Annotated in this window: 24 protein-coding genes; 10 read left to right on the top strand and 14 right to left on the bottom strand. The window is 62.8% G+C overall.

The annotated features are described in order from the left end of the window. Window positions 1-232: 232 nt before the first annotated feature. On the bottom strand, window positions 233-1,432 hold the full coding sequence (gene tyrS / locus CAG18_RS21525; protein WP_013970622.1) for a tyrosine--tRNA ligase: 1,200 nt from the start codon (window positions 1,430-1,432) through the stop codon (window positions 233-235). A 213-nt stretch (window positions 1,433-1,645) separates the two neighbouring features. On the opposite strand from tyrS, the gene CAG18_RS21520 reads away from it, so the two are divergent. Both CAG18_RS21520 and CAG18_RS21515 read left to right on the top strand, forming a co-directional pair. Beyond that, the gene (locus tag CAG18_RS21520) at window positions 1,646-3,067 is read left to right on the top strand and encodes a peptidoglycan DD-metalloendopeptidase family protein (protein ID WP_015268742.1); all 1,422 of its coding nucleotides are present in this window, start codon (window positions 1,646-1,648) and stop codon (window positions 3,065-3,067) included. A gap of 4 nt (window positions 3,068-3,071) precedes the next feature. Then, complete coding sequence (locus tag CAG18_RS21515) at window positions 3,072-4,163, top strand: anhydro-N-acetylmuramic acid kinase (RefSeq protein WP_085721502.1); 1,092 nt, start codon at window positions 3,072-3,074, stop codon at window positions 4,161-4,163. A 59-nt stretch (window positions 4,164-4,222) separates the two neighbouring features. On the opposite strand, the gene erpA is transcribed toward CAG18_RS21515, so the two are convergent. Both erpA and argC read right to left on the bottom strand, forming a co-directional pair. Next, a complete protein-coding gene (gene erpA / locus CAG18_RS21510) occupies window positions 4,223-4,573 on the bottom strand; it encodes an iron-sulfur cluster insertion protein ErpA (RefSeq protein ID WP_015268740.1) in 351 nt (116 codons plus the stop codon). Between the two features lie 146 nt (window positions 4,574-4,719). Next, window positions 4,720-5,754 (bottom strand): N-acetyl-gamma-glutamyl-phosphate reductase, encoded by a 1,035-nt coding sequence (gene argC, locus CAG18_RS21505; protein WP_085721501.1) that lies wholly within the window; start codon window positions 5,752-5,754, stop codon window positions 4,720-4,722. A 141-nt stretch (window positions 5,755-5,895) separates the two neighbouring features. Between argC and hemJ the strand changes: the two genes are divergently transcribed. The 6 genes from hemJ (at window position 5,896) to CAG18_RS21475 (ending at window position 10,319) form a co-directional block, all read left to right on the top strand. Continuing rightward, window positions 5,896-6,321, top strand: coding sequence for a protoporphyrinogen oxidase HemJ (hemJ, locus tag CAG18_RS21500; RefSeq protein ID WP_003258833.1), 426 nt, complete (start codon window positions 5,896-5,898; stop codon window positions 6,319-6,321). Window positions 6,322-6,349: 28 nt separating this feature from the next. Continuing rightward, window positions 6,350-7,306, top strand: a complete 957-nt coding sequence (locus tag CAG18_RS21495; RefSeq protein ID WP_085721500.1) for a nitronate monooxygenase family protein — start codon at window positions 6,350-6,352, stop codon at window positions 7,304-7,306. A 67-nt stretch (window positions 7,307-7,373) separates the two neighbouring features. Further along, window positions 7,374-8,156 carry an SDR family oxidoreductase gene (locus CAG18_RS21490; protein ID WP_013970616.1) on the top strand — a complete coding sequence of 261 codons (783 nt, stop codon included), beginning with the start codon at window positions 7,374-7,376 and terminating at the stop codon, window positions 8,154-8,156. A 63-nt stretch (window positions 8,157-8,219) separates the two neighbouring features. Next, on the top strand, window positions 8,220-8,558 hold the full coding sequence (locus CAG18_RS21485) for a histidine triad nucleotide-binding protein (protein ID WP_013970615.1): 339 nt from the start codon (window positions 8,220-8,222) through the stop codon (window positions 8,556-8,558). Between the two features lie 65 nt (window positions 8,559-8,623). Further along, window positions 8,624-9,271, top strand: a complete 648-nt coding sequence (gene coq7, locus CAG18_RS21480) for a 2-polyprenyl-3-methyl-6-methoxy-1,4-benzoquinone monooxygenase (RefSeq protein ID WP_003258825.1) — start codon at window positions 8,624-8,626, stop codon at window positions 9,269-9,271. Between the two features lie 10 nt (window positions 9,272-9,281). After that, window positions 9,282-10,319, top strand: coding sequence for a DUF2157 domain-containing protein (locus CAG18_RS21475; RefSeq protein WP_085721499.1), 1,038 nt, complete (start codon window positions 9,282-9,284; stop codon window positions 10,317-10,319). Between the two features lie 116 nt (window positions 10,320-10,435). Here the strand turns inward: CAG18_RS21475 and CAG18_RS21470 are convergent, their stop codons facing one another. Beyond that, window positions 10,436-10,864 carry an OsmC family protein gene (locus CAG18_RS21470; RefSeq protein WP_025337475.1) on the bottom strand — a complete coding sequence of 143 codons (429 nt, stop codon included), beginning with the start codon at window positions 10,862-10,864 and terminating at the stop codon, window positions 10,436-10,438. 191 nt (window positions 10,865-11,055) lie between these two features. On the opposite strand from CAG18_RS21470, the gene crp reads away from it, so the two are divergent. Next, complete coding sequence (crp, locus tag CAG18_RS21465; protein ID WP_085721498.1) at window positions 11,056-11,700, top strand: cAMP-activated global transcriptional regulator CRP; 645 nt, start codon at window positions 11,056-11,058, stop codon at window positions 11,698-11,700. Here the strand turns inward: crp and CAG18_RS21460 are convergent. The 4 genes from CAG18_RS21460 to CAG18_RS21445 form a co-directional block, all read right to left on the bottom strand. Next, window positions 11,697-12,401 carry a lipoate--protein ligase family protein gene (locus tag CAG18_RS21460; RefSeq protein WP_015268736.1) on the bottom strand — a complete coding sequence of 235 codons (705 nt, stop codon included), beginning with the start codon at window positions 12,399-12,401 and terminating at the stop codon, window positions 11,697-11,699. The two genes, crp and CAG18_RS21460, sit on opposite strands and share 4 nt — an antisense overlap. Window positions 12,402-12,504: 103 nt before the next feature. Next, window positions 12,505-13,338 (bottom strand): indole-3-glycerol phosphate synthase TrpC, encoded by an 834-nt coding sequence (gene trpC / locus CAG18_RS21455; RefSeq protein ID WP_015268735.1) that lies wholly within the window; start codon window positions 13,336-13,338, stop codon window positions 12,505-12,507. Then, window positions 13,335-14,384, bottom strand: coding sequence for an anthranilate phosphoribosyltransferase (gene trpD / locus CAG18_RS21450; RefSeq protein WP_013970609.1), 1,050 nt, complete (start codon window positions 14,382-14,384; stop codon window positions 13,335-13,337). The genes trpC and trpD overlap by 4 nt, the downstream gene beginning before the upstream one ends. A 9-nt stretch (window positions 14,385-14,393) precedes the next feature. Beyond that, window positions 14,394-14,987, bottom strand: a complete 594-nt coding sequence (locus CAG18_RS21445; protein ID WP_015268734.1) for an aminodeoxychorismate/anthranilate synthase component II — start codon at window positions 14,985-14,987, stop codon at window positions 14,394-14,396. Between the two features lie 368 nt (window positions 14,988-15,355). Between CAG18_RS21445 and estP the strand changes: the two genes are divergently transcribed. Next, a complete protein-coding gene (estP, locus tag CAG18_RS21440; RefSeq protein WP_085721497.1) occupies window positions 15,356-17,236 on the top strand; it encodes an esterase EstP in 1,881 nt (626 codons plus the stop codon). Between the two features lie 32 nt (window positions 17,237-17,268). Here the strand turns inward: estP and trpE are convergent, their stop codons facing one another. The 6 genes from trpE to CAG18_RS21410 form a co-directional block, all read right to left on the bottom strand. After that, complete coding sequence (trpE, locus tag CAG18_RS21435) at window positions 17,269-18,750, bottom strand: anthranilate synthase component I (RefSeq protein WP_013970606.1); 1,482 nt, start codon at window positions 18,748-18,750, stop codon at window positions 17,269-17,271. 69 nt (window positions 18,751-18,819) lie between these two features. After that, window positions 18,820-19,638, bottom strand: a complete 819-nt coding sequence (locus tag CAG18_RS21430; RefSeq protein WP_085721496.1) for a phosphoglycolate phosphatase — start codon at window positions 19,636-19,638, stop codon at window positions 18,820-18,822. Continuing rightward, window positions 19,635-20,309: a ribulose-phosphate 3-epimerase gene (gene rpe, locus CAG18_RS21425; protein ID WP_003260678.1), complete on the bottom strand. Its 675-nt coding sequence runs from the start codon at window positions 20,307-20,309 to the stop codon at window positions 19,635-19,637. The genes CAG18_RS21430 and rpe overlap by 4 nt, the downstream gene beginning before the upstream one ends. 218 nt (window positions 20,310-20,527) lie before the next feature. Next, window positions 20,528-21,355: an ABC transporter permease gene (locus CAG18_RS21420; protein WP_015268731.1), complete on the bottom strand. Its 828-nt coding sequence runs from the start codon at window positions 21,353-21,355 to the stop codon at window positions 20,528-20,530. 11 nt (window positions 21,356-21,366) lie between these two features. Further along, the gene (locus CAG18_RS21415; protein WP_061550909.1) at window positions 21,367-22,614 is read right to left on the bottom strand and encodes an ABC transporter permease; all 1,248 of its coding nucleotides are present in this window, start codon (window positions 22,612-22,614) and stop codon (window positions 21,367-21,369) included. A gap of 157 nt (window positions 22,615-22,771) precedes the next feature. After that, window positions 22,772-23,806, bottom strand: a complete 1,035-nt coding sequence (locus CAG18_RS21410; RefSeq protein ID WP_015268730.1) for an ABC transporter substrate-binding protein — start codon at window positions 23,804-23,806, stop codon at window positions 22,772-22,774. Between the last annotated feature and the right edge of the window lie 16 nt (window positions 23,807-23,822).

Below are 23,822 nucleotides of genomic sequence, written 5' to 3'. Positions count from 1 at the left end.
GGAATAATTGGCCCGAAACAAACGGTAGGAGCAGCCTTGTGCTGCGAAGCGCCGCGCGGGCGGCGCTCGATCTCACAGGCGCCAGAAAACCCAAGACAGGCACCTCTCAAAGCCAATGCCATCTCAAGACAGGCACCCGGCAGCCCTGACACAACCAACAACCCAAAACCCAAAAACAAAGCGGGGAGGCCTACCGGCCTCTCCGCTTTTACATAGCTACACCTACCGGCTATCACTCAGCCTTGAGGGTAACCCGAGCAAACGACTTCTTGCCCGCCTGGCACACATGGGTTGCACCCAGCGCAAACACGAAGTCACGATCGACCACCGCGCCATCAACCTTGACCGCACCACCACTCAGCAAATCACGCGCCTGAGCCGAGTTCTTCACCAGGCCAGCCCGGTTCAGCACGGCAGCAATTGGCAGGCTTTCAGCCGCAGCCACTTCGACCTCCGGCAGATCTTCCGGCAACTCGCCCTCCTTCATGCGGTTACCCGCGGCACGGTGAGCATTGGCCGCAGCCTCCTCGCCATGGAAGCGTGCAACGATCTCTTCCGCCAGCTTGATCTTGATGTCGCGTGGATTTGCGCCATTGGCGACGTCGGTACGGAACTGCTCGATCTCTTCCATGGAACGGAAGCTCAGCAGCTCGAAGTAGCGCCACATCAGGGTATCCGGGATCGACACCAACTTGCTGTACATAACCCCCGGCGCTTCCTGGATACCTACATAGTTACCCAGCGACTTGGACATCTTCTTCACGCCGTCGAGCCCTTCGAGCAGCGGCATGGTCACGATGTTCTGCGCCTCCTGGCCATAGGCGCGCTGCAGTTCACGCCCCATCAGCAGGTTGAACTTCTGGTCAGTGCCACCGAGTTCGACATCAGCCTTCAGTGCCACCGAGTCATAGCCCTGCACCAGCGGGTACAGGAACTCGTGGATGGCAATAGGCTGGTTGGTGGTGTAGCGCTTGTCGAAGTCATCGCGCTCGAGCATGCGCGCCACGGTGTACTGCGACGCCAGTCGAATGAAATCAGCCGGAGTCAGCTTGTCCATCCAGGTGGAGTTGAATGCAACCTCGGTCTTGGCCGGGTCAAGGATCTTGAACACCTGCTGCTTGTACGTCTCGGCGTTTTCCAGCACCTGCTCGCGGGTCAGCGGCGGGCGCGTGGCGCTCTTGCCGCTCGGGTCGCCGATCATGCCGGTGAAGTCACCGATCAGGAAGATGACCTGATGCCCCAGATCCTGGAACTGGCGCAGCTTGTTGATCAGCACCGTGTGCCCAAGGTGCAGGTCAGGCGCGGTCGGGTCGAAGCCGGCCTTGATGCGCAGAGGTTGGCCGCGCTTGAGCTTCTCCACCAGTTCCGACTCGACCAGTACTTCTTCCGCGCCGCGCTTGATAAGCGCCAGCTGCTCTTCAACCGACTTCATAGACAAACCCGCAAGGCTCAGATTCAGGGGGAGCCAACCATACAAGATCGGCCGTCAATTACAAGTTTCGCAAAGGAATGTGACCCGAGCCCGGGCTTGCGGCGTCTACGCGCCCTTGCGTGAAAATGGTTTTGGTTATATTTTATACAGTTATTTCATCTTCATCATGTCATTCATCTTTTCCATTTCACCTTTTTCAAAGTCACCTTGCCCATGACCAACGAACCGCCTAAAGCGCCCCCGCTTTATCCGAAAAGCCATCTGTTGGCCGCCAGCGGCATAGCCGCCCTGCTCAGCCTGGCCCTGCTGGTGTTTCCTTCCAGCGAAGTGGAAGCCAAGAAAACCACCCTCAACCTCGAGCTGGAGAGCCCTGCCGAGCAGTTGAAGGACGAATCCCGCGCTGCGCCGCTGGTGCAGGCAGAAGGTGAGCAAGGCTCACCATTCGCCCAGATCGAAGAGGCCGCCCCCGAGACCCAGAAGGCCGAGCAGGAAGCCCCTGCGGCCGAACCGGTCGTCGAAGCTGCCAAGCAGCCCAGCCACCGTGAAGTCACCGTGGCCCGTGGCGACACCCTGTCCACACTGTTCGCCAAGGTCGGCCTGCCGAGTAACGCGGTGCACGACCTTCTGGCCAGCAACAAGCAGGCCAAGCAGTTCAGCCAGCTCAAGCATGGCCAGGTGCTGCAGTTCGAGCTTGACAAGGACGGCCAGCTGGCCAGCCTGCACAGCAAGGTCAGCAACCTCGAAACCATTCGCCTGACCAAGACCGACAAGGGCTATACCTTCAACCGCGAGATCAGCAAGCCGGTCGTGCGTACCGCCTACGCCCACGGTGTGATCAAAAGCTCGCTGTCGGCCTCGGCCCAACGTGCCGGCCTGTCCCACAGCATGACCATGGACATGGCTCGCGTGCTGGGTTACGACATCGATTTCGCCCAGGACATCCGCCCGGGCGATGAATTCGACGTGGTCTACGAGCAGAAGGTGATGGACGGCAAGGTCGTCGGTACCGGCAACATCCTCTCCGCGCGCTTCACCAACCGCGGCAAGACCTACACCGCCGTGCGCTATACCAACAAGCAGGGCAACACCAGTTACTACACCGCAGATGGCAACAGCCTGCGCAAGGCATTCATCCGCACTCCGGTCGACTTCGCCCGCATCAGCTCGCGCTTCTCTGCCGGCCGCAAGCATCCGATCCTGAACAAGATCCGTGCCCACAAAGGCGTCGACTACGCCGCCCCACGCGGCACCCCGATCAAGGCAGCCGGTGACGGCCGCATCGAACTGGCCGGGCGCCGCGGTGGTTACGGCAATACCGTGATCATCCAGCACGGCAACCGCTACAAGACGCTGTACGGCCACATGCAAGGCTTTGCCAAGGGCATCAAGACCGGCAGCTCGGTCAAGCAGGGCCAGATCATCGGCTATATCGGCACCACCGGCTTGTCCACCGGACCGCACCTGCACTACGAGTTCCAGGTCAACGGTGTGCACGTTGACCCGCTGAGCCAGAAAGTGCCGATGGCCGACCCGATTGCCAGGAACGAACGCCAGCGTTTCCTGCAGCAGAGCCAGCCCTTGATCGCCCGCATGGATCAGGAAAAGGCCACCCTGCTCGCAGCGAACAAGCGCTAAGCACATGGCGCTATACCTGGGGGTGATGTCCGGCACCAGCCTCGATGGCCTGGACATTGCCTTGATCGAACAAGGCGAGCAGCTCGAACTGCTCGCCACCCACTACCTGCCCATGCCCGGCGACCTGCGCCAGGAACTGCTGGGCCTTTGCAGCAGTGGCCCTGACGAGATCGCCCGCGCTGCACTGGCGGAAAACCGCTGGGCCAGCCTGGCAGGCGAAGGCATCCGCCAACTGCTGGCCAGGCAAGGGCTGCAGGCCGGAGCCATCCGCGCCATCGGTAGCCACGGCCAGACCATCCGCCACGAACCTGCACGCGGCTTTACCGTGCAGATCGGCAACCCGGCGCTGCTGGCCGAGCTTACCGGTATCAGCGTGGTCGCCGACTTCCGCCGTCGCGATGTGGCCGCCGGCGGCCAAGGTGCGCCACTGGTGCCGGCCTTCCATGAAACCCTGTTCAGCCATCTGGGCCAGCGCCTGGCAATTCTCAACGTGGGCGGCTTCAGCAACCTCAGCCTGATCGAACACGACAAGCCAGTCCACGGCTTCGACTGCGGCCCGGGCAACGTGCTGCTGGATGCCTGGATCGAACGCAAGCGCGGCCAGGCCTACGATGCGGATGGGGCTTGGGCTGCCTCGGGCTTGGTGCAAGCCGGCTTGCTCAGCGCACTGCTGGCCGACCCGTTCTTCGCCGGAATCGGCCCGAAGAGCACCGGTCGCGAAGTATTCAACCTGCCCTGGCTGGAAGGTCATCTGGCCCGCCTGCCCGCTTACCGCGACGAGGACGTACAGGCAACTTTGCTGGAACTGACCGCACGCAGCATCATCGACTCGTTGAGCAACGCCCAGCAAGGCACCGAAGCGCTGCTGGTCTGCGGTGGCGGTGCGCGCAACGGCGCCCTGATGGCACGCCTTGGCCAGTTGCTGCCCGACGCCCGTGTCGCCAGCACCGGCGCCCATGGCGTGGACCCGGACTGGGTCGAAGCCATGGCCTTCGCCTGGCTGGCCCACTGCTGCCTGGAAGGCATCGCTGCCAATCGCCCTAGCGTGACAGCGGCCAAGGGCCTGCGCGTACTCGGCGCAATCTACCCGGCCTGAACGTTACGCCAGAAAGCAAAACGCCGCGCAATTGCGCGGCGTTTTCGTATGGCCAGGCCTCAGATCGAGAACGAGGAGCCGCAGCCACAGGTGGTGGCAGCGTTCGGGTTCTTGATCACGAAGCGCGAGCCTTCCAGACCTTCCTGGTAATCCACCTCGGCGCCGGCGAGATACTGGAAGCTCATTGGGTCGACCACAAGGGAAACACCTTCGCGCTCGACGATGGTGTCGTCTTCAGCCACGTCTTCATCGAAGGTGAAGCCATATTGGAACCCCGAGCAGCCACCACCGGTGACGAACACGCGCAGCTTCAGACGATCGTTGCCTTCCTCGGAAACCAGGTTCTTCACCTTTTGCGCAGCGCCGTGGGTGAATTCCAAAGCGGTGGGGGTGAAGGTTTCGACGCTCATGTTGATTCTCCCGGCGTGGTAGCCGCCATAAAACTCGATGACGCGCATTATCCGCTTTCCCGAGAAAATCGGTCAAGAATTGTGCGGCTTTAGTCGCGACATACAAAAAGGCCCGCACGACGCGGGCCTTTTCGCAAGCTGGCTGCTTATGGCAGCAGGCCCGCGTGGGACAGGCCCATGCGTTCGTCCAGGCCGAACAGGATGTTGAGGTTCTGCACTGCCTGGCCGGACGCGCCCTTGACCAGGTTGTCGATCACCGACAGCACCACCACCAGGTCACCACCTTGCGGGCGATGAACGGCAATGCGGCAGACGTTGGCACCGCGCACACTGCGGGTTTCCGGATGGCTGCCAGCCGGCATCACGTCGACGAACGGTTCATTGGCGTAACGCGTCTCGAACAGCGCCTGCAGGTCGACCGAGGTGTCGGCGACGGTAGCGTACAGGGTGGCGTGGATGCCACGGATCATTGGCGTCAGGTGCGGCACGAAAGTCAGGCCGATATCCTTGCCAGCGGCCAGGCGAAGACCTTGGCTGATTTCCGGCAGGTGGCGATGGCCCTTCACTGCGTAGGCTTTCATGCTTTCGCCGGCTTCGCAGAACAGCGAGCCCACCGCCGCACCACGGCCAGCGCCGCTGACACCCGACTTGCAGTCGGCGATAAGGCGCGACGGGTCGGCCAGGCCAGCTTCCAGCAGCGGCAGGAAGCCCAGTTGTGTAGCAGTCGGGTAGCAACCCGGCACAGCGATCAGGCGCGCCTGGCGAATCTTCTCGCGGTTGACTTCAGGCAGGCCGTATACCGCGTCCTTGAGAAGCTCTGGCGCACCGTGCGGCTGGCCGTACCACTTGCCCCACTCGGCAGCGTCCTGCAGGCGGAAATCGGCCGACAGGTCGATCACCTTGGTACCGGCCGCCAGCAGTTCGCCAGCCAGGGCGTGGGCAACACCGTGCGGGGTGGCGAAAAACACCACGTCGCAGGCTGCCAGGGTCTTGCTGTCCGGCACGCTGAACGCCAGCCCGTCATAGTGGCCGCGCAGGTTCGGGTACATGTCCGCCACTGCAACGCCCGCCTCGGAGCGCGAAGTGATGACCGCCACTTCGGCCTGTGGATGCTGTGCCAGCAGACGCAACAGTTCGACGCCGGTGTAACCCGTGCCGCCGACGATACCGACCTTGATCATAACGCTTGCCCCTTATCAACGAGCCGTCTGGAAAGCGCACGATAATAGGGGCGCAAGGCGCCTGTAACAACTCTTCGGGTGACCCTTCGGGCGCTTGACCACTACTATCTGACGACCGTGAATACCTGAAGGAACTCCCCCATGCTTTACCTATGGATCAAAGCGCTGCATATCGTCAGTGTGGTCTGCTGGTTCGCCGGCCTGTTCTACCTGCCGCGGCTGTTCGTCTACCACGCCCAAAGCCAGGACAGCATCAGCCAGGAACGCTTCGTGACCATGGAGCGCAAGCTGTTTCGCGGCATCATGAACCCGGCGATGATCGCCACCTACGTGTTCGGCGCATGGATGCTCTACCTCACGCCCGGCTGGCTCAGCCAGGGCTGGCTGCATGCCAAGCTGACCCTGGTCATCCTGCTGACGGTCTACCATCACATGTGCGGCGCCCAGCGCAAGCGCTTCGCCAGCGGCAGCAACACCCGCAGCCATGTCTACTATCGCTGGTTCAACGAAGTACCCGTATTGTTCCTGCTGGGTATCGTAATTCTGGTGGTGGTCAAACCGTTCTGACATAGCCACCCGCTCAAGGAGCCTTGCCATGTCGCTACCTGCCTCCCTCGAACAACGCCTGCGCCTGCCCGTGGTTGCCGCACCGATGTTCCTGATCTCCAACCCCAGGCTGGTACTGGCCTGCTGCTCCAACGGCGTGGTCGGCAGCTTCCCGGCCCTGAACCAGCGCGACAGCGCCGGCTTCAAGGCCTGGCTGGAGGAAATCGAGGCAGGCCTGGCACTGTTGCAGGCGCCAGCACCCTATGCCGTCAACCTGATCGTCCACCCGACCAACCCGCGCCTGCAGGCCGACCTGGCCTTGTGCGTGGAACATCGTGTACCGATCGTCATCACCAGCCTCGGCGCGGTGAAGGAAGTGGTCGATGCCGTGCATGGCTACGGCGGCCTGGCGTTCCACGATGTCACCACCCGCCGCCATGCCGAGAAAGCCGCCGAAGCCGGCGTCGATGGCCTGATCGCCGTCGCTGCGGGCGCAGGCGGCCATGCTGGCACCTGGAGCCCGTTCGCCCTGGCCGCAGAGATTCGCCAGTTCTTCGACAAGACCCTGCTGCTGGCCGGTTGCCTCAACCACGGCCACGAGATCCTCGCCGCGCAAATGCTGGGTGCGGACCTTGCGTACATGGGCACCCGCTTCATCGCCACCGCAGAAAGCCAGGCCCCGAGCGCCTACAAGCAGATGCTGCTCGACTCCCATGCCGCCGACATCGTCCACACCCCGGCGGTGTCCGGCGTCCCCGCCAGCTTCCTGCGCCCGAGCCTGGAACAGGCCGGCTATGACATGAACGCCATCAAGGGCGGCCATGAGCAAGGCAAGCTCAAGCCGATCGACGACGAAGCCAAGGCCTGGAAGACCGTGTGGTCGGCGGGCCAGGGGGTCGGCGGTATAGACGACCTGCCCAGCGCCAGCGCGCTGATCGGACGGCTGCATGACGAGTACCGGGACGCCCTGGAGCGCTGCCAGGCCCTGCGCGCCCGTACCTTGTAGCAAAAGGCAACACCTTGACTGGCCAAGCTGTACACTAGGCGCCCTCTTCAGCCCCCAGGAGCCTTGCATGACCCGTTACGCCATGATCACTGGTGCTTCCAGCGGCCTGGGCCTCGCCCTGGCGGAAGCCCTGGCGCGGCGCGGGCGCAACCTGATCCTGGTGGCTCGCCAGCGTGAAACGCTGGAGCCGGTGGCCATCGAACTGACCCAACGCTTCGGTGTCGAGGTGCTATTCCGCGCCTGCGATCTCAGCCAACCGTTACGCCTGTCAGGCTTCGTGCTTGAACTGGAGGAAGGCGAGCGACGTATCGACCTGCTGGTCAATTGTGCCGGCCTGCGCACCTACGGGCCATTCCTGGCCCATGAGTGGGCGGACGAGCAGGACCTGCTGGAAGTCAACGTGCTGGCCCTGAGCCGCCTGTGCCACGCCATCGGCAACCTGATGGCAGTGCAAGGCGGTGGGCAGATCCTCAATGTCGCCGGCCTGGCCGGGGTGGCGCCTGGCCCGTGGATGGCCGCCTATGCCGCTAGCAAGGCCTATGTACTGAGCTTCTCCCAGGCCTTGCGTGAAGAACTCAAGCGCACCGGCATCAAGGTTTCGGTACTGTGCCCAGGCCCGGTGCACTCCTCGCGCCGGCGCATTCCGCGGCTGGATGGCAAGCCACGCTGCCTCAGCCCTGAGGAAGTTGCGCTGTACACGGTGCGCGCGCTGGACAAGAACCGCGCGCTGATCATGCCCGGCCGGCGCAACCGCTGGCTGGCGTTCGCCCCGCGTCTGCTGCCGCGCTGGCTGGTGCGCAAGCTGGCCGGTGCCATCCACCGCCGCTATTGCCCGGTTGGCATGGAATAGCTACTGGGCGAGCGGCGCCCGGCTGAGTACACTCGGCCCGACCCTCACCATGGAGCAAGTGCTGTGGACGATCTATTCATCAAGATCATCAACCGGGAGATCCCGGCGAAGATCATCTACGAGGACGACCAGGTTCTGGCGTTCCACGATATCGCCCCCCAGGCGCCCGTGCATTTTCTGGTCATCCCGAAAAAGCACATACGCACCCTCAATGACTTGACCGAGGAAGACAAAGGCCTGGCTGGTCACATCTTGTTCACCGCCCAGCGCCTGGCCAAGGAACTTGGCTGCGAGGAAGGCTTCCGCGTAGTCATGAACTGCAACGAGCAAGGCGGCCAGACCGTCTACCACATCCACATGCACGTACTTGGCCAGCGCCAGATGCACTGGCCACCGGGCTGATCCACGGCAAGCGACCCTGCCACTATTGCGGTAAACTGTCGGGCACATTCTTGCGGAGGTGCCCGATGGCTACCGAACGTCACTACTCGCCGCTCGACCGCTTGTTGCTGCAGGCCGATACCGCCATGCGCACCTTGCTGCCCTTCAGCGGCCAACCCGCCCGCCCATCGCCGGCCATCGTCCAGCCGGACGTCGACCTTGACGAACAGCAGGCCCGCCATGTTGCCGGGCTGATGCGTATCAACCACACCGGTGAAGTCTGCGCCCAGGCGCTGTACCAGGGCCAGGCCCTGACCGCCAAGCTGCCCGAAGTGCGCAAGGCCATGGAACATGCCGCCGAGGAAGAAGTGGACCATCTGGCCTGGTGCGAACAGCGCATTCGCCAGCTGAACAGCCACCCCAGCGTGCTCAACCCGTTGTTCTACGGCATGTCGTTCGGTATCGGTGCACTCGCCGGGCTGGTCAGCGACAAGGTCAGCCTGGGCTTTGTCGCCGCCACCGAGCATCAGGTGTGCAAGCACCTCGACGAGCACCTGGAGCAGATTCCGCAGGAAGACGAAAAGTCCCGGGCCATCCTCGAACAGATGCGCGTCGACGAGGAACAGCACGCCGAGTCTGCACTGGAAGCCGGCGGTTATCGCTTCCCTGCCCCGGTTCGCTTTGGCATGAGCCTGTTGGCCAAAGTCATGACCAAGAGCACCTACCGTATCTGAAGGCATCACCATGACGGACCGTTTCGACGCCAAGGACCTGGCGCGCGCCGTGCAAGCCGGCATTCTCCAGCCGGGCCAGGACCAGGCCCTGCTGGCGTTCCTGCGCCAGCGACCAGCACAGCGTGGCAGCTTCCAACTGGCCCATGTCGCGTTCTACTTCGGCGCCATGCTGATCATGGCAGCCATGGGCTGGTTGCTCACCGAAGCCTGGATGCGCATCGGCGACTGGGCGCTGCTGCTCATCGCCAGCCTCTATATTCTGCTGCTCACACTGTTCGCCGTTAACCTGCAACGGCGCGTACAGCCCGCGGCCGGGGTGCTGGCGGCGGTGGCGGTCAGCATCGTGCCGTTGGCGGTGTTCGCCATCGAACGGCTGGTCGGCTGGTGGCCAATGGATGATGCGCAGGCGAACTATCACCAGTACTACACCTACGTGCAGGGCGGCTGGCTGGCAATGGAAGCAGCCACGGTACTTGCCGGGCTGTTGATGCTGAGGCTGATCCCCTACCCGTTTATCGTCATGCCGATTGCCGTCACCCTGTGGTTCATGTCAATGGACTTGAGCGAATGGTTCTTCGGCTCGCCATTCAGCTGGGAACAGCGCCGCGAGGTTTCGCTGTGGTTCGGTCTGGGCTTGCTGGTGTTTTTTGTTGGTGTGGACGGCCGCACCCGCGAAGACTATGCCCACTGGGGCTACCTGGCCGGGCTGGCGGCATTCTGGGGCGGGCTGACGCTGGTGGACAGCGGCAGTGAGTTGGGCAAGGCCCTGTACTGCCTGATCAATATTGCCCTGATGGGTATGGCGGTGCTGTTGCGCCGGCCGGTGTTCATGGTGTTCGGGGCGTTGGGTGTGGCGGCTTACCTGGGGTACCTGTCGTACGAGGTGTTTGCCGACTCGCTGCTGTTCCCGGTGGTGGTGACCCTGATCGGGCTGGGGGTTATCGGGCTGGGGCTGGTTTACCAGAAGCGGCGGGAGCGGTTGAGCCGGGTGATGCGCGATTGTTTGCCGGGATGGGTGCGGGCTGCGCTGCCGGCGCTTCGCAGCTGAAATTGCCAGGGCCGCTCCGCGCCCCATCGCGACAGAAGGCCGCTCCTACAGGTGGTACGCGATCCCTTGTAGAAGCGGCCTTGTGTCGCGATGGGGCGCAAAGCGGCCCCAAAATGTCAGCCTTGACCCAGCTCTACAATCTCGTACCCGTGGGTAATCTCAACCCCGGCACGCTCGAGCATGATCGAAGCCGAGCAATACTTCTCCGCCGACAGCTCCACCGCACGCTTGACCTGGGCTTCCTTCAGCCCACGCCCCTTCACCACGAAGTTCATGTGGATCTTGGTAAACACCTTCGGGTCTTCGCTGGCACGCTCGGCCTCCAGGAACGCCTCGCAGCTTTCTACCGCCTGGCGCGACTTCTTCAGAATGCTGACTACGTCAAAGCTGCTGCAGCCACCCAGGCCCAGCAACAACATTTCCATCGGGCGCACGCCCAGGTTACGGCCACCGGCCTCGGGCGGGCCGTCCATCACGACGACATGGCCGCTCCCCGATTCGCCGAGGAACATCGCCTCACCGGCCCACTGGATACGTGCCTTCATCTACCCGGACTCCTGATTTACGAAAAAGGGTGTCAGCTTAGACCTTGTACGGCTGTGGGAAAAGTACGAGTCATGTCGGTTTAGTACCGAAACATCCTGTAGTGTCTGATAAGCTGGCGCCAAATGACTGGCGCGCTCCGCCAGCCAACCTTTATATAAAGCCTATGCGTCATATCGAACAGGATTTCGTGATGGTTGCTTCCGCCCTACCCGCCAAGATCAAGAACATCGACAAGCTGCTGGTGCACTGCCAGCGCCGTCGCTATACCGCCAAAAGCAACATCATCTGCGCCGGCGACCGGGCCGAGACACTGTCGTTCATCATCAAGGGTTCGGTCACCATCCTCATCGAGGACGATGACGGCCATGAAATGATCATCGCCTACCTCAACTATGGCGACTTCTTCGGCGAGCTGGGCCTGTTCGAACCAGTCGAAGGTGAACAGCAGCGCAGTGCCTGGGTGCGCGCCAAGACCGAATGCGAAGTGGCCGAAATCAGTTATGAGAAATTTCGCGAACTCGCGCGCCAAGACCCGGAAATCCTTTATGCCTTGGGCAGCCAGATGGCCCAGCGCCTGCGCAACACCACGCGCAAGGTCGGCGACCTGGCGTTCTTCGACGTTACCGGGCGTGTCGCACGTTGCCTGCTGGAGCTGTGCAAGCAACCCGACGCCATGACCCACCCCGATGGCATGCAGATCAAGATCACTCGTCAGGAAATCGGCCGCATCGTCGGTTGCTCGCGGGAAATGGTCGGCCGCGTCCTCAAGGACCTTGAGGAACGCAGCCTGGTGCAGGTCAAAGGCAAGACCATGGTGGTCTACGGTACCCGCTAGTCTCTGGGCAGGTCGGTCAGCACCTTGGCATAGGCCTGCGACAGCCGCTCGAACCATGGGGCCGCGGGCGCCACTTCGTGCAGGGCGATGTGCGCATCGGCACGGCAGCGCTGCTCCAGTTCGCAGCACTCATTGAAGCGGTTGACCGCAGCCACCATCGAATCACGCTCGTTGTCCAGCAGCAACGCACCGTGCACCAGCACCACCGGGCGCTTGCCACCCAGCCCCTGGCGCCAGCGCTGGGCGGTGCCGACCAATTTGCGGCCATTGAGGTTGACGTTGTAACGGCCATCGCAGAAGGCACCGTCGATTTCGCCCACCGATGCCACCCCACCCCACTCGCGCAGCACGTCGCATAGCGGCAGGCACAAGCGCTCGTAGGCGTTTTCGATACGGCCGTGGTCTCCTTCGCTGCGGGGGGCAACATAGACCAGGGCTACGTTCACCGTGGAGTGTGACTGCGGCACCGGTTCGCCGCCGGTTTCGCGCAGCAGCACCGGCCAGCCGGCAATCGCCAGCTCCGCGCAGGCGGCTTCGAAGTTTTCCAGACGGCTCATGCGCCGGGGCATGACCAGGGCGTGGTCGGTCGGGCGCCAGAACAGCACGCCACTGTCGCACTCCCCGCGGCAGACGGCGGCCAGCAATTCCTGTTCGGCGTGCAGGCCTTGTTCTACGGTCAGGGTCAGGGGTTGATCGGTCATTGATCCACCTATGTCTTTTTTTACCGGCCTCTTCGAGGGCTCGCCCGCGAAGAGGCCATTGCAGGCATACAAAAAAGCCGGCAATAACGCCGGCTTCATTCGATCAGTCCAGTTGCTGAACAGTCTTCTTCACCTGTTCCGGGAAGAACAACCGCTGCAATTCAAGCCCTGGCTGCTCGGCGCGCATGAATGCCTCACCTACCAGGAACGAGTAGACCTCATTGATCGCCATCAGCTCCACATCGGCCCGGTTCAAGATGCCGCTCTCGGTAATCGCCAGGCGATCACGCGGAATACGCGGCAGCAGGTCGAGGGTGGTTTCCAGGCTGACCTCGAAGGTGTGCAGATTGCGGTTGTTCACCCCCACCAGCGGTGTATCCAGGGTTTTCAACGCGCGCTCCAGTTCATCGCCATCATGCACTTCCACCAGCACGTCGAGGCCAACATCCTTGGCCGTGGCCGCCAGTTCGGCCATCTTCACGTCATCCAGCGCCGACACGATCAGCAGTACACAGTCCGCGCCCAGGGCCCGGGCCTCGACGATCTGGTACGGGTCGACCATGAAGTCTTTGCGGATCACCGGCAGCGACACCGCCGCGCGGGCCTGCTGCAGGTACTCGTCGGCGCCCTGGAAGTAATCCACATCGGTCAGTACCGACAGGCAGGTCGCCCCGCCCTTCTCGTAGCTGACGGCGATTTCCGCCGGCACGAAATGCTCGCGAATCACGCCTTTGCTCGGCGAGGCCTTCTTTATTTCGGCAATCACCGCCGGCTGCTTGCGTGCGGCTTGCTCGATCAGAGCCTTGGCAAAACCACGCGGGGCGTCGGCAGCCTTTGCAAGGCCCTCCAGTTCGGCGAGGCTGACGCGCGCGCTGCGCTCGGCCACTTCCTGAAACTTGCGGGCAATGATCCTTTCCAGCACCGTCGGCACACTCATGCTTCGTTCTCCACCTTGAATACTGCAGTAAAGGCACCCAGCTCCTGCAGCTTCTCCCAGGCCAGCCCGGTGTGCAGTACGTCGTGGGCCAGTTCCACACCGGCTTTCAGGCTCATGGCATGGTCAGCGGCATACAGCGCCGCGCCGGCATTGAGCACGATCATCTCGGCGGCCTTCTGGCCGTTTTCGGTCTTGCGTCGGCCCAGCGCATCGCGGATCAGCTCCAGCGACGCCTGCGGGTTCTCGACGGCCAGGCCATGAAGGCTCTGGCTCTTCATGCCGAGGTCTTCCGGCTCTACCCAGTATTCGGTGATTTCGCCATTTTTCAGTTCAGCGACGAAGGTAGGCGCAGCCAGGCTGAACTCGTCCAGGCCGTCTTTCGAGTGCACCACCAGCACGTGCTTGCTGCCCAGGCGCTGCAGCACTTCAGCCAACGGGCGGCACAGGGTCTGGGCGAATACACCGACCACCTGGTGCTTCACCCCGGCCGGATTCGTAAGCGGGCCGAGCATGTTGAACAGGGTGCGCAGCCCCAGGTCGCGACGCGGGCCGGCTGCGTGCTTCATGGCCGAATGATGGCTTTGCGCGAACATGAAGCCGATGCCCAGGCTATCGATGCAGCGGGCCACCTGGGTGGGCGTCAGGTTCAGGTAGATACCTGCGGCCTCCAGCAGGTCGGCACTGCCGCTCTTGCCCGATACCGCGCGGTTGCCATGCTTTGCCACGGTGCAACCTGCCGCCGCCAGTACGAACGACGAGGCGGTGGACACGTTGAAGATGTTGGCGCCATCACCGCCGGTACCGACGATATCGACCACGCCATCGAGGCTCTGCAGTTCGACCTTGTCTGCCAGCTCGCGCATCACCGACACCGCACCGACGATCTCGTCGATGCTTTCGCTCTTCATGCGCATGCCCATCAGGAAGGCGCCGATCTGCGCTTCGCTGCACTGGCCGGTCATGATCTGGCGCATGACGTCGCGCATTTCTTCGGTAGAAAGGTCCAGCTGACCGACGATACGGCTCAACGCACTCTTGATATCCATGTTCGATCCTTAGCGGCGGCCGCCGGTCTGCTTGAGGAAGTTGGCGAACAGTTCGTGGCCCTGTTCGGTCAGGATCGACTCGGGGTGGAACTGCACCCCTTCGATATTCAGCGTCTTGTGGCGCAAGCCCATGATCTCGTCGACCGAGCCGTCAGCATGGGCGGTCCAGGCGGTCACTTCCAGGCAGTCGGGCAAGGTTTCGCGCTTTACCACCAGCGAGTGGTAACGGGTAACGGTCAACGGGTTGTTGAGGCCGGCGAACACGCCCAGGTCACGGTGATGTACCGGGCTGGTCTTGCCGTGCATCACCTGGCGGGCACGTACAACATCACCACCAAAGGCCTGGCCGATGGACTGGTGGCCCAGGCATACGCCAAGGATCGGCAGCTTGCCGGCAAAGTGCAGGATGGCCTCGATGGACACGCCCGCCTCGCTCGGCGTGCACGGGCCTGGAGATACGACGATGCGCTCGGGATTGAGGGCTTCGATCTGGGCAATGGTCATTTCGTCATTGCGAATGACCTTTACATCGGCACCCAGCTCGCCAAGGTACTGAACGACGTTGTAAGTGAATGAGTCGTAATTGTCGATCATCAGTAACATCGGGTTAAACCTCTTGAATCTACTGACTTCAAAATTCGAACCTTCCTGCTTCTGCCAAAGGCGCAGCTTGGCCATTCAGGGGCGGTAGTCAGGAAGGCAAACGGGGGCGGGCCGGACGGGCCGGCAGGGGATAAAGTCAGGCGCGCCAACGCCAACGGGCGTGGGCCTTGATAACGCGCATCAAGAGTTTGCTGACGATCAACACAGGATAGGTCTCGCTCATACGTTCCGGCACAGTAGCCTACCGGGGCGGCGGGCGCAATATGCCCGTAAACACGGGGAAACGAATGGACTTGGGAGGGATGCACTGCGATTTGCTAAGGTCGATGGGGTTGTCCTGATAAAAACAAAGAAAAGGATGTTCCCTGATGCGAAAAGCACCGTTATTGCGCTTTACCCTCGCCTCATTGACGTTAGCCTGCAGCCAGGCCTTAGCGACACCCTCGCCCTACTCCAGCGTGATCGTGTTTGGTGACAGCCTCAGCGACGCCGGGCAGTTTGGCGGGGTGCGCTTCACCAACCGCGATGCCAATGGCAATTATGCGCCAGTGTCACCGATGATCCTGGGCGGGCGGCTCGGTGTGAGCCCGACCGAGCTTGGCCCTTCCACCTCACCGGTCAATCCGGTGCTGGGCCTTCCCGACGGCAACAACTGGGCAGTCGGTGGCTACACCACCCAGCAGATCCTGGACTCGATCACCAGTACCTCCGAAACCGTCATCCCGCCAGGGCGACCCGGCGCCGGGCTGGTACTGCGTGATAAACCGGGCTACCTGGCCAACGGCCTGCGCGCCGACCCCAACGCGTTGTATTACCTGACTGGCGGCGGCAATGACTTCCTGCAAGGCCTGGTCAACAGCCCGACCGATGCCGTGGCCGCCGGCGCCCGCCTGGCCGCCAGCGCCCAGGCCCTGCAGCAAGGCGGCGCCCGCTACATCATGGTCTGGCTGCTGCCCGACCTCGGGCAAACACCGAACTTCAGCGGTACGCCGCAACAAAACCCACTGTCGCGGCTATCCGGCGCGTTCAACCAGTCGCTGCTCAGCCAACTGGGGCAGATCGATGCCGAAATCATTCCGCTGAACATCCCTGTGCTGCTGAGCGAAGCGCTGGCCAGCCCCGAGCAGTTCGGCCTGGCCAGCGGCCAGAATCTGGTCGGCACCTGCTACAGCGGCGAAGGCTGTGTGGAAAATCCCGTGTATGGCATCAACGGCGCCACGCCAGACCCGACCAAGCTGCTGTTCAACGACTCGGTGCACCCGACCATTGCCGGCCAGCAACTGATTGCCGACTACGCCTATTCGATCATCGCCGCCCCCTGGGAACTGACCTTGCTCCCGGAAATGGCCCACGCCAGCCTACGCGCTCACCAGGACGAACTGCGCAACCAGTGGCAGACACCCTGGCAGGCAGTTGGCCAGTGGCAGGCCTTCGTTGCCACCGGCGCACAGGACCTGGACATCGACGGCCAGCGCAGCGCGGCCAGCGGCGATGGCCGCGGCTACAACCTGACTCTGGGCGGCAGCTACCGCCTGAACGATGCATGGCGCCTGGGCCTGGCCGGCGGCGTGTACCGGCAGAAGCTGGAAGCCGGCGCACAGGACTCGGACTACAAGCTGGACAGCTACCTTGCCAGCGCCTTCGCCCAATACCGCCAGGACCGCTGGTGGGCCGACGCGGCGCTGACCGCCGGGCACCTGGACTACAGCGACCTCAAGCGCACCTTCGCCCTTGGCGTGAACGACCGCAGCGAAAAGGGCGACACCAATGGCGAGGCCTGGGCGATGTCGGGGCGACTGGGCTACAACCTGGCAGCCGAGAGCAGCAGCTGGCAGCTGGCGCCGTTCATCAGCGCCGACTATGCGCGGGTGAAGGTGGATGGCTATGACGAGAAGACCGGGCGCTCGACGGCGCTGGGTTTCGATGACCAGGAACGTACATCACGCCGTTTGGGCGTGGGGTTGCTGGGTAGCGTGCAGGTGCTGCCAGGTACTCGGCTGTTCGCCGAGGTGGCGCAGGAGCACGAGTTCGAGGATGACCAGCAGGATGTGACGATGCACCTGACCAGCCTGCCGGCGAACGATTTCACCCTGACAGGGTATACGCCGCACAGCGACCTGACCCGGGCGAGCCTGGGGGTGAGCCATGAAGTGGTGGCGGGGGTGCATTTGCGCGGCAACTACAACTGGCGCAAGAGTGATGAATTGACGCAGCAGGGAGTGAGCTTGGGCATCAGCGTCGACTTTTGAATTGATGGGGCCGCTTTGCGGCCCCGATCAACTTATTTGGCGGAAGTCTGCTCAGCCAACGCCACCGCGCGGAACATCGCTCGGCGCTTGTTGATGGTCTCTTCCCATTCCAGCGCCGGCACCGAGTCGGCAACGATGCCACCCCCGGCCTGCACATGCAGCTCACCGTCCTTGATTACCGCGGTACGGATGGCAATGGCGGTATCCATGTTGCCGTTCCATGCGAAGTAACCGACGGCACCACCGTAAACCCCACGTTTGACCGGCTCCAGCTCGTCGATGATTTCCATCGCACGAATTTTCGGCGCACCCGACAGCGTACCGGCCGGCAGTATCGCCCGCAGTGCGTCCATCGCCGTCAGCCCTTCGCGCAGCTGGCCAGTGACGTTGGACACAATGTGCATCACGTTGGAGTAACGCTCGATCACCATCTTCTCGGTCAGGCGCACGCTGCCGGTCGAGGACACGCGCCCGACGTCGTTACGGCCCAGGTCGATGAGCATCAGGTGCTCGGCAATTTCCTTGTCGTCCGACAGCAGGTCGTCTTCCAGCGCGCGGTCGGCCTCTTCGGTAGCACCACGCGGGCGGGTGCCGGCAATCGGGCGTACGGTGACCAGGTTGTCCTCGACGCGTACCAGCACCTCGGGCGAGCTGCCGACCACATGGAAGTCGCCAAAGTTGAAGAAGTACATGTACGGCGTCGGGTTGAAACAGCGCAGCGCGCGGTACAGGTCGATAGGCGCCGCCTTGAAGTCGATCGACATGCGCTGCGACGGCACCACCTGCATGCAGTCACCAGCCAGGATGTATTCCTTGATGCGGCCGACGGCGTTCTCGTAATCCTCGCGGGTATAGCTGGAGCGGAATTCCGGCTCGGCAGCCTGCGGCCCACTCAGGTCCAGGCCGCGGCGTGGAGTGATCGGCTGACGCAGGGTTTCAAGCAGGCCTTGCAGGCGTGCCTGGCCCTGTTCGAAAGCCTGCTCTTCCGCCGGGTCGACCAGCACGATCGCATGCATCTTGCCCGCCAGATTGTCGAACACCACCACTGCATCGGACACCATCAACAGGATATCCGGCACGCCAAGCGGGTCCGGGTTGGGGCTGGCGCCCAGGCGCTTTTCCACATAGCGCACGCAATCGTAGCCGAAGTAGCCGACCAGGCCGCCGTTGAAGCGCGGCAGGCCAGGGATATCGGCGACCTTGTAACGGTCCTTGAAGGTTTCGACGAAGGCCAGCGGGTCTTCGACATCGTGGCTTTCCACCTCCACGCCATCCTGCAGGATGCTGACGTGGTAACCGTGCACACGCATCACGGTGCGCGACGGCAGGCCGATCATCGAGTAACGGCCCCATTTCTCGCCGCCCTGCACCGATTCGAGCAGGTACGAGTTGGGCTGGTCGGCCAGTTTCAGATAGATCGACAGCGGCGTGTCGAAGTCGGCCAGGGTTTCGCAGGCCAGGGGAATGCGGTTGTAGCCGGCAGCGGCCAGGCGCAGGAATTCTTCGCGGGTCATGGGTAGCCTCGTGGCAAGCAGCAATAGGTCAGGCAAACGGACGGGCCGGCACGCGCCGGCAGGCTGAAGTCAGGCGCGCCAACGCCAACGGGCCAAGGCCTTGATGACTTTCATCCAGAATTTGCCGGTAACCGCCACGGTGGACTCTCTGTCTTGTGAGGCTTGAAGGTCCGCCAACGTTATCCCAGTGGCCGGGTCTGCGCAACCGGGCAGCAATGCACGCAGGTCGTCGATCACCAGACTGGGGGATTCGTCGTGGATCGGCCGGCCATGGTTGTAGCCGTAGGTCAGGCCGACGCACTGCACGCCAGCCGCCTTGGCCGCCAGCACGTCACTGCGTGAATCGCCGACAAACAGCGACTGCTGCGAGGTGACACCGGCCATCTGCATGACGAACAGCAACGCCGCAGGGTCGGGCTTTTTCTGCGGCAGGGTGTCGCCACCGATGATCCAGCGGAAGTAGTTGCCGATCTTCATCTGGTCCAGCAGCGGGCCAACGAAGCGCTCGGGCTTGTTGGTGATCAGAGCCATCTCCACGCCCTGCTTGCGCAGCCAGCGCAGGGTGTCCTGCACACCGGGGTAGACCACGGTCAGTTCGTGGCTTTCGGCATAGGCGTCCATGAACAGCGCCAGCGCCTGGTCGGCCAGCGCATCTTCCACGGCAGCGTGGTCGATGCCGCCGGCCAGCGCCCGGCGCACCAGCACCTGGGCACCGTTGCCCACCCAGTGGCGCACCGCCTCCAGGCCGGCAGGCGGGCGCCCCAGTTCGAGCAGCATGCGGTCCACGGCGGCGGCCAGGTCTGGCACGGAATCGATCAGGGTACCGTCCAGATCGAACATCACCAGCCTGGGCAGCGTCCCGGGGAACAGCTGCTCGAAGCCGCTCATGGGCGGGCCTGAGCCAGTTCGGCGCGCATCCTGGCGATTACTTCCTGGTAATCCGGGGCGTTGAAGATCGCCGAGCCGGCCACGAAAGTGTCGGCGCCAGCGGCAGCGATTTCGCGGATGTTGTTGACGTTGACGCCACCGTCGATTTCCAGGCGGATATCACGGCCGCTGGCGTCGATCAGCGCACGCGCCTCGCGCAGCTTGTCGAGGGTGCCAGGGATGAACTTCTGCCCGCCAAAGCCCGGGTTGACGCTCATCAGCAGCACCATGTCGATCTTGTCCATCACATACTTCAAGGCATCCAGGCTGGTGGCCGGGTTGAACACCAGACCGGCCTTGCAACCACCGTCCTTGATCAACTGCAGAGAACGGTCGATGTGCTGCGAGGCCTCCGGGTGGAAGGTGATGTAGGTGGCGCCAGCTTCGATGAAGTCGCCGATGATGCGGTCGACCGGGCTGACCATCAGGTGCACGTCGATCGGGGCGGTGACGCCGTACTTGCGCAAAGCGGTGCAGACCATCGGACCGATGGTCAGGTTGGGGACGTAGTGGTTGTCCATCACATCGAAGTGGACGATGTCGGCACCCGCGGCCAATACCTTGTCGACGTCCTCGCCCAGACGGGCGAAATCGGCGGAGAGAATGGAGGGGGCAATAGCGTAGGGCTGCATGGCGCACCTGTTGGCAGAATCACGGTGGCGCGCATTGTAACCCAGGGAAGCGGATGAAGGCTGATTAGCATCAACCTGTACCGGCCTCTTCGCGTCTGTAGGAGCAGCCTTGTGCTGCGAAGAGGCCGGTAGGGCCGAAGAATAGCTTTTGTCTTACCGGCCTCTTCGCAGCACAAGGCTGCTCCTACAAGGGTAATGCGCAGGCCTTGAGCTACTAATCAAGTCGGCTGCTGGGTCCTCAGCTTCTCGCTACGCCCACGCAACCATTCCAGGGTCAGCAGCAACACTACCGAGAAGGCAATCAGCAAGGTCGCCGCCGCGGCAATGGTCGGGCTCAGGTTCTCGCGAATACCACTGAACATCTGTCGCGGCAGGGTCGCCTGCTCCGGCCCGGCCAGGAAAAGGGTCACCACTACTTCATCAAACGACGTGGCAAAAGCGAACAACGCCCCCGAAATCACCCCGGGCGCGATCAACGGCAGGGTTACCCGGCGGAAAGTCAGCAGTGGCGAGGCGCCCAGGCTGGCTGCCGCACGCACCAGGTTGTAGTTGAAGCCCTGCAAGGTCGCCGACACGGTAATGATCACGAACGGCACGCCGAGTACCGCATGCACCAGAATCAGCGAGGTGAAGCTGTTGCCCATGCCCAGCGGGGCGAAGAACAGGTAGCTGGCCACACCGATGATCACCACCGGCACCACCATCGGCGAAATCACCAGCGCCATCACCAGCGACTTGCCCGGGAAGTCGCCACGGGTCAGGCCGATGGCCGCCAGGGTGCCGAACACCATGGCCAGCACCGTGGCTGCCGGGGCGACGATGATGCTGTTCTTCAAGGCCCGCATCCACTCGGCCGAGCCGAAGAAGTCCTGGTACCACTGCAGCGAGAAGCCCTGCAGCGGGTACACCAGGAAACTGCCACTGTTGAACGACAGCGGCACAATCACCAGGACCGGCAGTATGAGGAACAGCAGGATCAAGCCGCAAAGAATGCGCAGGCTGTAGAACCACACCCGCTCCACGGGCGACATGTAAGGGCTCAGCATGACAAGGCTCCTCAGCTCAGGCGCAGGCGGCTGGCGCCGACCAGCCAGCTATAGATCAGGTACAACAGCACGGTCGCCAGCAGCAACAGCCCGCCCAGCGCGGTGGCCATGCCCCAGTTGATGCTGGTGTTGGTGTAGAAGGCCACGAAGTAGCTGACCATCTGGTCATTCGGGCTGCCCAGCAGTGCCGGGGTGATGTAGTAGCCGATGGCCAGAATGAACACCAGCAGGCAACCAGCGCCAACCCCGGCGTAGGTCTGCGGGAAGTAGACCCGCCAGAAACTGGCGAACGGGTGGCTGCCCAGCGAGATCGCCGCACGCATGTAGCTCGGCGAAATGCCCTTCATCACGCTGTACAGCGGCAGGATCATGAACGGCAACAGGATGTGCACCATCGAGATGTACACGCCGGTGCGGTTGAACACCAGTTCCAGCGGCTGGTCGATGATGCCCATGGCCATCAGCGCGCTGTTGATCAGGCCGCCCGACTGCAGCAGCACGATCCACGCCGCCACCCGCACCAGGATCGAGGTCCAGAACGGCAGCAGCACCAGGATCATCAGCAGGTTGCTCTGCCGGGTCGGCAGGTTGGCCAACAGGTAGGCCAGCGGATAGGCCAGCACCAGGCAAATGGCGGTAATCACCACACCCATCCACAGGGTGCGGGCGAAGATGTCCAGGTAAATGGCCTGGTCCGGGGTGGCCTTGGCCAGTTCGCCAAGGTCATCGATACGGTGGTCGAGCGAAGCCAGCAGGTAGAAAGAGGTGACCGTACTGGTGTTGCGGCGGATTGCCTGCCAGTAGGCCGGGTCGCCCCAACGCTCGTCGAGAGCCTGCAAGGCATCTTTATACGAAGCGGGTTCGCTCTTGAACGGCAGCGCCCGCGCGGTCTTTGCCAACAGGCTGCGGTAACCGGCAAGCTCCATGTTCAGGCGCTTGGAAAGGTCGCCCAAGGTCTGGTTCTTGCGCGATTCGGCCAAATCCTGGCTCAACGCCTTGTAAACGTCCTCGCCCGGCAGGCTCTTGCCATCCCACTGGGTGATGACGCCAACGGTGCGCGGCAAGCCGCCAACCACTTCCGGGTTGCCGACGCTCTTGTACAGCAGCGCCGCAATAGGCACCAGGAACACCAGCAGGAGAAACAGCGCCAGCGGCGCGATCAACGCCTGCGCCTTCCAGCGGTTGACCCGCTCGGCATGCTTGAGGCGCTGCTTGAGACTTGGACCTGCGCCTTCTTTGAGGGGCACTGCAATGGCCATGGCGAACTCCGCGATACGAACTGAAAATGGGGCTGCTGCGCAGCCCATCGCAGGCAAGCCAGCTCCTACAGATACTGCGCTGGCTCCAGGGCAGCGGCCCCCTGTGGGAGCTGGCTTGCCGGCGATGGGCCGCAAAGCGGCCCCCTACACTGGTCGTTTACTTCTTCGCCGCCCAGGCGTTGAAGCGCTGCTCCAGCTGCTCGCTGTTGTCGGCCCAGAAGGCCACATCGATCTGCACCTGGTTGGCGATGTTTTCAGGCGTGGTCGGCATGTCCTTCTTCACAGCGTCCGACAGCAGGCTCACGGCCTTGGAATTTGCCGGGCCATAGGCGATGTTCTCGGAGTAGGTCTTCTGCTGCTCTGGCTGCACGCTGAAGGCGATGAATTTCTTCGCTTCCTCGACATCCTTGGCACCTTTCGGGATGGCCCAGGCATCGAAGTCGTAGATGCCGCCGTTCCACACCACCTTCAGGTTGCTCTCTTTCTGCACCGCAGCGATGCGGCCGTTGTAGGCAGAACTCATGACCACGTCACCCGAGGCCAGGTACTGCGGTGGCTGGGCGCCGGCTTCCCACCACTGGATGCTTGGCTTGAGTTCGTCGAGCTTCTTGAAGGCGCGGTCCACGCCCTCTTTGGTGCCCAGCACCTGGTACACATCCTTCGGCGCCACACCGTCGGCCATCAGGGCGAATTCCAGGGTGTACTTGGCGCCCTTGCGCAGGCCGCGCTTGCCCGGGAATTTCTTGGTGTCCCAGAAATCGGCCCAGCTGGTCGGTGCGGTCTTCAGCTTGTCGGCGTTGTAGGCCAGCACCGTGGACCATACGAAGAAGCCAACGCCACATGGCTGAATGGCACCCGGCACATAGTCGGCCTCATTACCGAACAGGGCCGGGTCGAGTTCTTCGAACATGCCCTCGTCACAGCCACGGGCCAACTCTGGCGACTCCACTTCCACCAGGTTCCACGACACGCTCTTGGTGTCGACCATGGCTTTGACCTTGGCCATCTCGCCGTTGTACTCGCCTGCGATGATCTTGCCCTTGCCGGCCTTCTCCCACGGTTCGTAGAACGCCTTCACCTGGGCCGCCTTGTTGGCACCACCAAACGAGACAACAGTCAGGTCTGCGGCCATGGCCTGGCCAGCGGCGAACAGCCCCAGGGCCAGGGCGGTCAGTTTCAACTGCTTGCGCATTATTATTCTCTCCACA

Source organism: Pseudomonas sp. B22(2017), from assembly GCF_002113105.1.
Taxonomy (GTDB): domain Bacteria; phylum Pseudomonadota; class Gammaproteobacteria; order Pseudomonadales; family Pseudomonadaceae; genus Aquipseudomonas; species Aquipseudomonas asiatica.
The sequence above is the reverse complement of the archived record's forward strand: the minus strand, read 5'-3'. Positions and strand labels throughout refer to the sequence as shown.